Source organism: Pseudomonas sp. MWU12-2345, from assembly GCF_023242385.1.
Classification (GTDB): Bacteria; Pseudomonadota; Gammaproteobacteria; order Pseudomonadales; family Pseudomonadaceae; genus Aquipseudomonas; species Aquipseudomonas gingeri_D.
The window spans coordinates 1-12,298 of record NZ_JALLJA010000025.1; the positions used below are offsets into that span (position 1 = coordinate 1).

The window sequence follows — 12,298 nt, forward strand, 5'->3', positions numbered from 1 at the left end:
TTGAAGGCGGCTATTTTGTACATTTTACTTTCACAGAAAAGGGTACTAGCCCTGTCGCCCGGGTAGAGTTCTGCTCTCGATTTCCGGACCATGTTTTCCAATGCTATTGAAAGCCGTAGTTCATGTCAATCTGCTCAGGCCCAACTGACCGGACAAGCCGTGTCAGTCAAAGCCCATTCTCGGCGTCCAGAGCGCACTGAAACTCAAGCTCATCTTCATAGTCACGCCCCATGGACTCAGCCCAGCTTTTGGCCAATCGCTCGACTGCCGACAAATGATTGAGGCGTTGCGCTTGGGCCTTCAATTGAGCCGTCAAAGACTCGACAGATGCCTGAAGCTGGTCAACCTGGCGCTGGCTCTGTAGGACATCGTTATAGGGAACATGGTCACCCGCTCCAATCGCGTGAATCAACGCGCTCTTGAGCTTTTTGCTCTCGGAGCGACTGAGGGCAATGCCATAGTTGGCGTTACGCCCTGAACTTCGCCCCTCTTTGAAATAGCTGACCGGCGGTAAAATCCTCTGTACAGACACACACTCAAGCATGCTGCAAATAACGTAACTTTCTTTACCGCTGTTCTGATACCTAGGCATTTTTTCGAGTGTACTTCGATCAAGCTTGAACGCCGTTCGATCACCCGGCTTTATCTCTCGGGACGTAACAGGAGCGACCTGAATCAGGTTCGCTGATATCACTTTCACGACCACCGCTAACCGCCGCTTGTGCATTTCCGCCTCAAGCAACGTATCCATATAACGCTTATTCGTTTTACTGATCGCGTTCATCCGGCCAGCCCTCTGGACAAACCCGTAATCCACCTCCACCAACGTGCCCTGCTGCCCCAAAATTTTCTGTGCCGTCAGCCCCTTGTTTGATTTCAGAGTCTGGTAAAGAAATATTTCCTTGGACACATCATGTCGTTTGATCAAGACCGAGAAGAAAGCTGGCTGCTGTGCATCCGCGGGTGTCGCCGCTACCGACTCCACCCGCCACAGATGATTATCGATACCAAGAAAGCATTTCGTGAAGAACACCGGATGCAAGGCACGATCACCCTTTGGCTGGGGTATTCCTGGAATGAGTACCTCTTTAATATTCTCGTAAATTTCAGTCCCCAGCAGGACCGATGTTCCAGGCACTCCGTCGCGAGACGTAATGACCTCCAAATAACGAACAACAATTGTCTGCATGTGCGTCCTTGAGATTGTGATTAAGGGGCCGCTCATGCCCACGCCAGTTGCTGGGGTGATCATAGTCCGAAAAAATCGCCAGTTTGCAGACCACTGAATGCGACTTTACTCTTTCACTTGAGTGAAATTTCCTAGAAAATCCTGAGCGCTTGCGCCTGCCAAAACACGTGGCTAGTCTTCGTTCGTCACTGCCAATTCAGTGATCGGGTTTAGCAGCCCGCGTTGAGTCAAGGCGCATAGCGCCCCCGTCCTGTCAGGCGCTTTTTTTGTGGCCTGCGCATTATGGTGGCTGTGCGCAGGGCATCTTCGGGTGCGCCGGTTTCTTGACTCGCCGGTCTGCTAACCTGCGTACGGCCGCCACCTAACCATTTAGCAGTGGTGTTTGGCGGCTCAACTCACATGTTGAGAGAGTCGAGAATATGTCGAAGATTACCCCCGACCCACCCGTCAGCCCGCTGCACAGGCACGACAAAAACAGCGACCGGGTATTCGCCCACTACAACCTGCCACCGGTTGAACCACCCGAACCTTACAAACTACCGGAAAGCCTGTTCCAGATTCGCGCGGATGCGCGCTCGGAAGAGTCGCTGACCACCGCCTACGAGTTGCTGGAGTCGGCCGCCGCAACAGCCTATGAATCCGTGGAAAACCTGAGTGGCGCCAACCGCAAGGTGGTGCTGGGCGTGGTGCATCTGATCGAGTTGGCGAAGGCGCTGGTCGATTCGGCGTTGGATAAGCGCGGGGTAGACCACCCGTAAAACTCGTAGCGCCTGAGCGGGTGCCTTCGCGGCGGTGCGGCGATCCGACAAGCCCTGCTCCTACAGTACGGTGGCGCACACGAGTTCTGTGAACGACGGAAAACTGTAGGAGCAGGGCTTGCCCGCGAAGAGGCCTGGGAGAACGCTAAAATCCTCACAGGCAATCGAGCGTCCCTCAAGTCGGCTCCATTCTGAAAAAGCCCCAGCCAAAACCCCGGGACTTGGGCACAATCGGGGCATTCGAAAAAGAGTCCGCGCCATGCTGATCGACGAAGAGCTGACCTTGAAAAAGCTGGAGGTGTTCCTGGCCTTTATGCGTACCGGCAACCTGGCGCGGGCGGCGGCCGAGTTGCAGACCAGCAATGTCAGCGTGCACCGGGCCATCCACTCCCTGGAAAACGCCCTGCGCTGCCCGTTGTTCAAGCACGAAGGCCGCAACCTCACACCGCTGGAAAGCGCCTATGTGCTGGAAGAGCGCGCGCAGAAGCTGATCCAGGATGTGGTCGAAAGCGTGCGCATGACCCGCGAAGCCGCCGGGTTCTCCGCCGAACGCTTCAAGCTCGGGTCGCTCTATTCGCTGACGGTGAAAACCGTGCCGCAACTGATCATGGGCCTGAAGATCCGTCGCAGCGAGCTCAATATCGACCTGATCCTGGGCTCGAACTTCGACCTGCTGTACAAGCTCAAGAACATGGAAGTGGACGCGATCCTGGTGTCGCTGGATGAAACCACCAACGACTCCGACTGCGAGCATCTGCCACTGTTTTCCGATGATATTTTCCTGGCCACCCCCGCCGACTCACCCTTGTCCCAACAGGACGAAGTTGACCTGGCGGACCTGAAAGACATGACCTTCATTACCCTGACCCAAGGCTTCGCCACCCACCGGGACGGCAATCGGGTGTTCGAGCAGGCCGGGTTCGAGCCGAAGGTGGCGATGCAGGTCAACGATATCTTCACGCTGTTGAGCATGGTCAGCTCCGGCGTCGGTTATGCCTTGCTGCCGGGGCGGATTGCGGCGGTGTATGAGAACCGGGTGAAGCTGATTCCATTGCAGGCGCGCTACCGCCTGCAACAGCATATTGGCGTGGTGTTTCTCAAGGCCAAGGAGCGTGATCCCAACCTGCTGGCCCTGTTGGCGGAATGCCGCATGTATGCCAACAGGTTAGGCTGAATACTCAGCCCACCAGACCGCGCACAATGAAGAACAGCACCGAAGGCCCAAGCAGACAACCCAACCCGGTATGGAAAGTCGCCGTCAGCGCGCCATAAGGCACCAACCGCCGATCCGTCGCCGCCAACCCCGCGGTCACCCCACTGACCGTGCCCGCCAAACCACCGAACACCATCGCCGAACGCGGGTTGTCCAACCCCATCCAACGCGCCGCCACCGGTGTACCGACCATCACCAGGATCGCCTTGATCAAGCCCGTCGCAATCGACAGCGCCACCACCTCGGAACTCGCGCCAATCGCCGCCCCGGTCACCGGCCCGACGATATAGGTCACCGCCCCGGCCCCAATGGTGGTGATGCTCACCGCATCGCGATAACCGAAGGCCCAGGCCATGCACGAGCCGACAATAAACGGCAACAACGTACCCAGCAGCAACGCCAGCGCTCCAACCAACCCCGCCTTCTTCGCCTCGGTCGCCTGGACCTCGAAGGCCGTGGCGACGATGGCGAAGTCCCGCAACATAGCCCCGCCCATCAAACCGACACCGGAAAACAGCGCCACATCCGCCAGCCCTTTCTGCCCGCCGGTCAACGTACCGCCGATCCACGCCAGCACCAGGCCGATCGCGATGGCAATCGCCGAACCGTGGATCCGGCCATAGGTCAGGCGCTTGGACAGCACCACCGACACCCACATCACCAGGCCAACACCGGCGAATGCCGTGATCAGCGAGTTCTGCCCCAGGTCCTTGCCAATGAGATCCCACATATCAGCGACCTCCCGCGACGGTGGCGGTCGGGACAACCGCCAACGGTTCATCCGGCAGCGGATCGCCTTTATGGATCCGGCTGATCAGGGCAATGGTGCAACCGCAGACCACCACCGAGCCAATCGCCGCCAGCAGCGCCAGCGGCCCGCCGTGCAGCGCCGCGACCACGTTCTGGTTGGCCGCCATGGCGACCACCACCGGAATGTACATGGCACCCCAGAAACCGACGCCCATCTCGCAATCCTTGGTCAGGCCGCCCCGTTTGTGCATCCACAAACGGGCGCAGATCAACAGGATCATCGCGATCCCGACCCCACCGACATTGGACTTGACGCCTAGCAGCACGCCCAGCATGTCCCCCAGAATCACCCCTGCCAGCGTACAGATCGCCAGCAGCGCCACACCGTAGATAATCATTCTTGTTGTCCTCACATTGCATTGTCGAAGTTGTTGTTTTTGTCCTTCGAAGCAGCAGCCGGTGTTTATCGGTGACGGCGTCCCTCCTCATCCAACAGCGCCTTGAGGGTGTCCAGGCGGGCGCCGTCGAACGCAATGACGGAGCCTTGCTCGAACACCCGGCGCGCCAGGCCGGTCAGGACCGAGCCCGGGGGCAGTTCAATCTGCAGGCGGGCACCGCGCTCATAGGCGCTTTGCACGGTGCCTCGCCAATCGACGACCCGGCGCATATTGAAGGCCAGGTCATCGCGGATCTGTTCAGCACTACGCAGCAGCCGCGCGCTGCTGCCACTGAGGTAGCCCAGGCGCGGTGCCTGCATCGACACCCTGGCAAAGGCGGCGGCCAATACCTGGGCTGGCTCATCCAATAGCGGGCAATGGGACGGCACGCTGACCGCAAGGCGTTTGGCCACACCCTCCTTTTTCATCAGGGCAACCAGCGCGCTCATGCCTTCGTCACTCCCGGCGATCACGCATTGGTTATCGGCGTTGATATTCGCCAGATAGACCGGTGTCCGTTCGCTATGCACCTGGGCCAATAACTTATCCACAGCCGCCAGATCCAACCCGATCAGGGCGGTCATGCCGTAGCCCTGTGGATAAGCCTGCTGCATCAACTCACCACGCAGGCTGACCAGGCGCAGGGCGTCGCTGAACGTCAGGCTCTCGGCCAGTACCGCCGCCGGATAGGCGCCGATGGACAAGCCGGCGACATAAGCCGGCGGCGCCGTGTCTTCCAGCAACAGCCGGGCACAAGCCACGCCGGCGATCAGCAGGCAAAGCTGAACCGCCCGGGTCGAGGCCAGGGCTTGCGACGTATCCAGCAAGCTCACGTCCTCGCCCAGCACATCGCTCGCTTCGTGCAGGCAGCCACGAACGATAGCGGCATCGGGCAGGCGCTGCAGCATGCCGGGCTGTTGCGCGCCCTGGCCGGGAAACACCAGCAGACTGCTCATGCCACGCGCTCCAGGTCATTCCAGGGATCGAGCACCAACTGCACGCCATCGGCCCGTTTGAGCAGGACCCGGCGCGCCGTGCCCGCCCACTCCACCAAGGCCACCGCGCCCAGCGGGGTTTGCAGTTGCAGGTCGACACGACAGAACGGGTTATCGAGTTGCTGCAACAAACCATTGGCCTGACGTCGCGACAGCGCTTGCGGCGCACGCAGAATCAGATCCAGGTCACTCTGTTGATGCAGGGTCGGTAAACCGGTGGCCAACTCGAAACCGGCACTGCCGCTGACGCCCCACACCAGACCCGACGCATCCAACAACGACCGCAGGTAATGCAGCGCCTGCAGGGCCGGCCAATCCTGAGCACAGACTTCAATATCGATAAGAGCTTCGGGCCGCACGCAGCGCTCGACCAGCACCCGTGGCATCAGCGTGGCGAAACGCTGCTCACGCAAAACCCCGCGCACGCCCACCGCCACCTGATCCGGCGCCGTCAGCGCCCGGCGCACCACCACCGGTTGGCCCAGGCTCAGCGCCTCAGCCACCCAATCCGGCGCCTCCTCCGGCAACTGCGCCGGGGTCAGTCCCCAGAGCAAGTCGTGGGGCAGGAAGTCGTGGTCAGCGTGCATCGCGGCTCACCACTGCTCGCGCAACAGTTGCCGAACCCGACTCGACGCCGCCCGATTGCTCGCGCCCAGGCGCCCACTCAAGTCCGCGCCCTTGGCCGTCACATCGTGGATAGCTTCAACCAGACAGTCTTCCACCTGTGCCAAGTCGGCCGCCGTGGGCTGTTCGATCTGCTCCACGCCCAGGGTTTTCCACAGCAGCCCCAGGCTGGCGTAACTGTCGATGTCATAGGCCATCGGCGGCACGCTGGCGGCCAGGGCCTCCAGTTCTTCGACGCTGCGCAAGGTCACCCGCGCCGCCGAGGCCTTGCCCATGGCATGCACCATCACGCCCGGATCGCGCAGGGCGATCAACCGATTGGCCTGATAACCGTGGGCGAGAAACGCCCCGGACATTGCCTTGCCCACCAGCAGCGCGATCACCGCATGACCGGCCAGGCGGGCACGGGCATAACTGTCCGCCGCACCGGCCAGGGCCTGGTGAATCCCCAGGGCTTCTTCACGACGGCCGTAAGCCTGGCTCGGCACATCGACAATGGCGATCAAGGCGCGCTTCCCGGCACGACCGCTGTCGGCCTCGATCGCCTCGTCCACGGCCTTGGCCAGGCCCCAACCTTCCAGCAATCCGACTTCGCCATTGCGGGCACGAACAAACCGGTTGGCCGGATCGGCCACCACCGCCAGAAAGCGCACTGGCTGATCACCGAGTTGGCCATCGGCGACTTTCAATGAAGGCGGCAGCCCGGACACTTCAACAGCCTCCGCCGCCAGCCCCTGGAACCAGTGCAAACCCCGCAGGGAATAAGCGCTCATGGACGATCTCCTTGGAAAAGACGGCGTACCGTGGCCGGATCGATTTGCGGTTCAGCATCCAGTTCTGCCAAGCGTTGCAGGTACCACTCCGCCTGCCGACTGCGTTGTACACCGGGCAAACCGGCTTCCAGCAATTCGGCAATCTGTTGCCGGATCAACGCCACATCGTCGGCCACATAACGATCCACCAGGCCGCTGGCGAAACGTTGCTCGCCACCGGTCAGGCTCCAGATAAACGGCCGGTCGCGGGAGTCGTACTCGTCCAGCCCCGCCTCCTGCTCGATCACTTGCGGGCCATTGAGTCCCAGACGCGCCTCCTGGGTCACCACCAGATAACTGCACAACGCCGCCGCGATGGACATGCCGCCAAAACAGCCGACGCTACCCGCCACCACGCCGATCACCGGCTGATAGCGGCGCAGGTCGACAATCGCCGCATGAATATCGGCGATGGCCGCCAGCCCCAGATTGGCTTCCTGCAAACGCACACCACCGGTTTCCAGCAGCAACACGGCGCGGGTCGGAATGCCGTTGCGGTTGTCTTCAGCGGCCAACTCCAGGGCACCGGCGATTTTCGCACCGCCCACTTCACCAAGGCTGCCGCCCTGGAACGCGCCTTCGATGGCGGCGATCACCAGCGGCAAACCGTCGATGCTGCCCTTGGCGATCACCACGCCGTCGTCGGCCTGGGGCACTACGCCCTGGCGTTCGAGCCAGGGCGACATGACCCGGGCAAAGGGGTCGAGCAGCTCGCGAAAACTGCCGCTGTCGAGCAAGGCCCGGGCACGCTGGCGGGCGCCGAGTTCGACGAAGCTGTGCTTGTGCAACAAACGCTCGCTGTCAGTCATGGCCGATCTCCTCGAAACCTTGCTCCAGGCGCAAGCGGACCACGCCAGGGGTGGCACCGAAATCATGGATGTCGATGGACAATGCCGGCGGCAACTGGCCGTCGAACAGACGCTCGAACAGGTGCTGCCAGCGCGAGGCACTGCCGTTTACCGAAGTCGTTACCTGGATCGACAAGGTGCCGGGATGGCCGGGTTCCAGCAGTACCTCCAGGTCACCCGAGCCGACACAACCCACCAGCGCCCGGCCTTTGGGCGGTTGCCCGGCGGGGAATTCAAAGGACAACTTTTCCATCACAAGGCTTCCTGTTCGAGGCGGTCGATCAGCAGGCAGGCCGCGAGCAGATCCGCCGCGCCTCCCGGTGAAGCGTTCATCGCCAACAGCTGTTGATCCAATTCATGCAGGCAGCGCCGACCGGCCAGGCTGGCGCTACCGCCGGCTTCCAGCACTGCGCGGGCGCCCTGTTGCATGGCCTGCAAACCCGGCACGCCCGCGCGGTAGAGCACGCAGGTGTCAGCCAGGGTGGTCATGATCGCGAGCAGAGCATCCAGCCGGGCGTTCTGCTCGCCGTGGCCGGCGAGGCGGGTTCGTTTGAGTTGTGGCAGACCGAGTTGGGTAACCGCTGGGAAACCCAGTTGCGCTTCCTCACGGGCACCGCGTGCGCCGTAGCGTTGGGCGACCTGGCTGCCGTGGCTGCTGCTGTTGGGGGCGTATCGGTCTTCCAGCAACGCCAGGCGGGCGGCGCGCAGGGTCAGGGTGTTGGCGCTGACGGCGCTTGGGTCCAGCGCCGCTGCGGCGACCAACAGCCCCAAGGCCCAGATCGCACCGCGATGAGTATTTACGCCGCCGGTGGTCTTGAGCATCGCCTGCTCGCCTTCGCGACCGATGCGACCGAGCGCCTCACGCAGCTCCCTGTAGGAGCGAGCTTGCTCGCGATGGGCGTCAACGATAACGCGGGGTGCCTGATACCCCGTGGCGCCTGGACCTCCATCGCGAGCAAGCTCGCTCCTACAGGGGACGGTGTATTCCGAAACGTCGCTGGCGTTATCAAGACCTTGCGCGGCTTCGGCCATCTCCTTGAACATCGGCCACAGCGACAACGCCGAAGCATGCATCAGGCCCAGATGAAGGTCGGTATGCGCACCGTTGCCACGTCGATCCACCAAGGCCGGCTTGGGTGACAGGTCGGCTTCGTCGATCAGCGCTTCCACCGCGAAATCCGCCAGGCGCTCGGCCAGTGACAGGGGTTGGACTTGCAGATTGAAGGCGTGCATTTACCAGCTCCTGAATTTGGCGGGCGGGTTGTAGAGGCCTCCCGACCATTCCACCAGGTCGGCCACGCTCTTGGCCGCCAGCAGTTCGCGGCTGGCGTCGGTGCGCCGAATGCCCAGGTCTTCAGGCAAGGCGATCAAACCTTCGCGACGCATCCGCGCCGTGTCCTTGGGGTTATGTCGCAAGCCGATGGCCGTGACACCGGCCACGGCGGCAATCATCGCCTGGCGTTCTTCCAGGGAACGGGCCTTGTACAGGTAGGCAATGCCCTCTTCGGTGAGCAAATGGGTCACGTCGTCGCCGTAGATCATGATCGGTGCCAGCGGCATCCCACTCTTCTTCGCCACTTCCACGGCATCGAGGGTTTCGACGAAGGTCGGCTTGCCGCCTTCCTGGAAGGTCTCGACCATCTGCACCACCAGCTTCTTGCCACGTTCGAGCAAGGCTTCGGGCGCGTCACCGGTGTCCAGGCGCATATCGAGCCAGGCCGGGGTGCCATGGCGGCGACCGCGCGGGTCATGTCCCATGTTCGGCGCCCCGCCGAAACCGGCCAGGCGGCCACGGGTCACGGTGGACGAATGACCGTCGCCGTCGACCTGCAAGGTCGCGCCGATAAACAGGTCCACCGCATACTGTCCGGCCAACTGGCAGAACATCCGGTTCGAACGCATCGAGCCGTCGCGACCGGTGAAAAATACATCCGGGCGGGCCGCGATGTAGTTTTCCATGCCCAGCTCGGTGCCGAAGCAATGCACGCTTTCGACCCAGCCGCTTTCGATGGCGGGAATCAGGGTCGGGTGTGGGTTGAGCGTCCAGTTGCGGCAGATCTTGCCTTTCAGGCCGAGGGACTCACCGTAGGTCGGCAGGATCAGTTCGATGGCGGCGGTGTTGAAACCGATCCCGTGATTGAGGGACTGCACATTGTGTTTTTCGTAGATCCCGCGAATCGCCATCATCGCCATCAGCACATGCACCGGCTTGATATGGCGCGGGTCGCGGGTGAACAGCGGCTCGATATAGAAGGGTTTGTCGGCCACCACCACGAAGTCGACCCAGGATGCGGGAATATCCACCCGGGGCAATTCGCTGACGTCATCCACCAGTTGATTGACCTGGACGATCACGATCCCGTCGCTGAAGGCCGCCGGCTCGATCAATGCGGGGGTGTCTTCGGTGCTGGCCCCGGTGTAGATATTACCGGCGCGGTCGGCCATGAAACCGGCGCTGAGCACCACGTTGGGGATCAGGTCCACCACCAGGCGGGCATAGAGTTCGATGTAGGTGTGAATCGCGCCGATTTCCAGCAGGCCGTCTTCCAGCAACTGGCTGATGCGCAGGCTCTGGGTGCCGGCGAAGGAGAAGTCCAGCTTGCGGGCGATGCCGCGTTCGAACAGGTCCAGGTGCTCGGCGCGACCGACGCTGGGCATGATCATGTGCAAATCGTGGAGTTTGGCCGGGTCGGCTTTCACCAGGGAGCGGGAGAGGAAATCCGCCTGCTTCTGGTTATTGCCCTCCAGCACCACCCGGTCGCCGGGCATGATCAGGGCTTCGAGAGCGGCGACGATCTTGTCGGTCGGCAACACCACGCCATCGGCGAGGGCTCGTACCTGTTCGAGACGGCGCTGCTTCTCGGTGCGCCGCCGCGTCCAGCGCGAGTCGGGGGAATTGGGGGTTGTCATGCTCACTCCACGGGTTCGCTTTCGTGGAGTAGACAGTAGGAGTGAATCGCCCGGGCATCAATCAAGCCCAGCGGTGGATCGTTACGGTCAGGGTAATGGTTCCACTCAATCAGCCGGAATAAAGCCCAGCCATTGTTTGCTCAACGACGGCCTTCAATGCAGTGGTGCTGTCGATCAACTCCGCCAACAACCTCTCGTCTTCATCCATGTAGCCTTCATATTCCGCCAGGTTTCGGCGCTCGTGACACAACGCGAACAAGCGAACCTGCAACTTGTTGATCCCGGCGGTATGAACCAGGCACTGAAACACCAGATAACGGCGGTCGGAACGAAAGCCCGATAAGCGCAATGCCGTGAGGGCAATTCCATGGGCGGCGTTATAGGCCAGGTCGAAGCGGCTGGCAAAGGAAAGTTGGGCGCTACGTGCATCCTGCAAACGATCACTCGCCGAGCGCATCAGACCTTCGCACTCCTTGCGGTCCGCTGGCTCGGCCTTCAGGCCGCCGCTACGTTGCAGGTTTTCCAGGCTTTGGTTTTTGTCCATCCTTAGACTCCACTGGGTTTTCACCCATGATGTTGAGCTTCTCCTGCTCCACCACCCGCTGAACGAAGCTGTTGCCAGTGGCAAGTTTTGCGTTCCAATCCTCCAAGCTGTACAGCGTGGGGTTGATGGTGCGGCCCACTTGTTCTTCCATGGGCAACAGCCGCTCCATCACTTCGCTGTAGTGCAGGTCGTCGCCAATCAACATCAGGTCGATATCGCTGCCGGCATGGGCTTGGTCCTTGGCGATGGAGCCGTAAACAAACGCCCAAGCTACTTGATCCGCAAACGGACCGAGCGCCACACGCAACTGCTCGACGATGCCGAATGTCTTGCGCACAATGCCCAGCAATTCCTGGTAGATAGGACACGCCGGATTGGCTTGGTAGTGTGTCTGATTACCCTGCCGACTGAGGGTCAGGATGCCAGCCCGTTGCAAGCGCTCCAACTCACGCATCAGGCTGCCCTTACCGATCTTCGCCCAACGGGCTATCTCATTGGCATAAAAACTATGGTCCGGCTTGCCGAAGAGCAAGCCCAGGATTCGCTGTTGTGTTGCAGTAAATAACGCGTCACTGAGGGAGAGGGTTTGCATGGTCGCGCCAAAGAGTCCCAAAAAGGGAACGATAGGTCCCTTTTTGGGACTTATCAAGGGCCATTTGATGCCAATCGCAAAGCGTTTTCGGGGGCCAAACGAGGACTTGGCTCTTTCGCTTGAGTGAAATTTCCTAGAAAATCCCGGCGGCTTGCGCCTGCCAAAACACCTGGTCTAGGGCGACGCAGGGGAGGACAAATCATTGACTCCCTGGTCACCTTTTTCCTGTTCTTTCTCGCAGGCCGAGCGGCCAAATTTGTCGGATTGCCACCGAATGTAGTCGGTCTTCTGGCGTTAGGCTCCACTGCGGCGTATTACTTGTTTTCCGATGCAATGCCGAACGGGAAAAGCGTGGGTAAAAAGCTGTTGGGGATGTCAGTGATTGATGAGCGTAGTTACCTGAACTGCAATTTATATCAATCGTTTATGCGCAATATTACGACGCCATTTCTAAATTTTTTTGACTGGATATTTATTTTCTTTGGTTCAAGGAAGCGGTTGGGTGACATGCTCGCGTCTACGATTGTCTTCAGATAATGGCCGAGCAGGCACAACGTACCGCCGAAGAGGCCACCCTACGCGCCACTCGGATGACCGATAAGGCCTCGCGCAAGTAAACAGCGGAT

The 12,298-nt window shown here is 60.8% G+C and carries 15 protein-coding genes; 3 read left to right on the forward strand and 12 right to left on the reverse strand.

Annotation, left to right across the window (positions count from 1 at the left end; genetic code table 11):
* Positions 1-166: 166 nt before the first annotated feature.
* Positions 167-1,189 (reverse strand): type II toxin-antitoxin system PemK/MazF family toxin, encoded by a 1,023-nt coding sequence (locus tag M5C71_RS30775; RefSeq protein WP_248769491.1) that lies wholly within the window; start codon positions 1,187-1,189, stop codon positions 167-169.
* A 419-nt stretch (positions 1,190-1,608) separates the two neighbouring features.
* Between M5C71_RS30775 and M5C71_RS30780 the strand changes: the two genes are divergently transcribed.
* Both M5C71_RS30780 and M5C71_RS30785 read left to right on the forward strand, forming a co-directional pair.
* Entirely contained in the window at positions 1,609-1,947 is a 339-nt protein-coding gene (locus tag M5C71_RS30780) for a DUF3077 domain-containing protein (protein WP_248769492.1), read from the forward strand.
* Between the two features lie 259 nt (positions 1,948-2,206).
* Positions 2,207-3,121 carry a LysR substrate-binding domain-containing protein gene (locus M5C71_RS30785; protein WP_100944642.1) on the forward strand — a complete coding sequence of 305 codons (915 nt, stop codon included), beginning with the start codon at positions 2,207-2,209 and terminating at the stop codon, positions 3,119-3,121.
* 4 nt (positions 3,122-3,125) lie between these two features.
* Here the strand turns inward: M5C71_RS30785 and madM are convergent, their stop codons facing one another.
* The 11 genes from madM to M5C71_RS30840 form a co-directional block, all read right to left on the reverse strand.
* Positions 3,126-3,890 carry a malonate transporter subunit MadM gene (madM, locus tag M5C71_RS30790; protein ID WP_100944641.1) on the reverse strand — a complete coding sequence of 255 codons (765 nt, stop codon included), beginning with the start codon at positions 3,888-3,890 and terminating at the stop codon, positions 3,126-3,128.
* A 1-nt stretch (position 3,891) separates the two neighbouring features.
* Entirely contained in the window at positions 3,892-4,308 is a 417-nt protein-coding gene (gene madL, locus M5C71_RS30795) for a malonate transporter subunit MadL (RefSeq protein WP_177104266.1), read from the reverse strand.
* A 65-nt stretch (positions 4,309-4,373) separates the two neighbouring features.
* Positions 4,374-5,303, reverse strand: a complete 930-nt coding sequence (gene mdcH, locus M5C71_RS30800) for a malonate decarboxylase subunit epsilon (RefSeq protein WP_248769493.1) — start codon at positions 5,301-5,303, stop codon at positions 4,374-4,376.
* On the reverse strand, positions 5,300-5,929 hold the full coding sequence (locus M5C71_RS30805) for a malonate decarboxylase holo-ACP synthase (protein ID WP_248769494.1): 630 nt from the start codon (positions 5,927-5,929) through the stop codon (positions 5,300-5,302). Before M5C71_RS30805 ends, mdcH begins: the two co-directional genes overlap by 4 nt.
* A gap of 6 nt (positions 5,930-5,935) precedes the next feature.
* Positions 5,936-6,739 (reverse strand): biotin-independent malonate decarboxylase subunit gamma, encoded by an 804-nt coding sequence (gene mdcE / locus M5C71_RS30810; RefSeq protein ID WP_248769495.1) that lies wholly within the window; start codon positions 6,737-6,739, stop codon positions 5,936-5,938.
* Complete coding sequence (locus M5C71_RS30815) at positions 6,736-7,587, reverse strand: biotin-independent malonate decarboxylase subunit beta (protein ID WP_103494419.1); 852 nt, start codon at positions 7,585-7,587, stop codon at positions 6,736-6,738. Before M5C71_RS30815 ends, mdcE begins: the two co-directional genes overlap by 4 nt.
* Positions 7,580-7,879 carry a malonate decarboxylase subunit delta gene (locus M5C71_RS30820; protein ID WP_177145739.1) on the reverse strand — a complete coding sequence of 100 codons (300 nt, stop codon included), beginning with the start codon at positions 7,877-7,879 and terminating at the stop codon, positions 7,580-7,582. Before M5C71_RS30820 ends, M5C71_RS30815 begins: the two co-directional genes overlap by 8 nt.
* Positions 7,879-8,859 (reverse strand): triphosphoribosyl-dephospho-CoA synthase, encoded by a 981-nt coding sequence (locus M5C71_RS30825; protein WP_248769496.1) that lies wholly within the window; start codon positions 8,857-8,859, stop codon positions 7,879-7,881. The genes M5C71_RS30820 and M5C71_RS30825 overlap by 1 nt, the downstream gene beginning before the upstream one ends.
* Positions 8,860-10,536 (reverse strand): malonate decarboxylase subunit alpha, encoded by a 1,677-nt coding sequence (gene mdcA / locus M5C71_RS30830; RefSeq protein WP_152736835.1) that lies wholly within the window; start codon positions 10,534-10,536, stop codon positions 8,860-8,862. It abuts the gene before it with no gap.
* A 109-nt stretch (positions 10,537-10,645) separates the two neighbouring features.
* Positions 10,646-11,080 (reverse strand): hypothetical protein, encoded by a 435-nt coding sequence (locus M5C71_RS30835; protein WP_248769497.1) that lies wholly within the window; start codon positions 11,078-11,080, stop codon positions 10,646-10,648.
* A complete protein-coding gene (locus M5C71_RS30840) occupies positions 11,043-11,672 on the reverse strand; it encodes a nucleotidyltransferase domain-containing protein (RefSeq protein ID WP_152736833.1) in 630 nt (209 codons plus the stop codon). Before M5C71_RS30840 ends, M5C71_RS30835 begins: the two co-directional genes overlap by 38 nt.
* 123 nt (positions 11,673-11,795) lie before the next feature.
* On the opposite strand from M5C71_RS30840, the gene M5C71_RS30845 reads away from it, so the two are divergent.
* Positions 11,796-12,209, forward strand: coding sequence for an RDD family protein (locus tag M5C71_RS30845; RefSeq protein ID WP_248769498.1), 414 nt, complete (start codon positions 11,796-11,798; stop codon positions 12,207-12,209).
* The last annotated feature ends 89 nt before the right edge of the window (positions 12,210-12,298 follow it).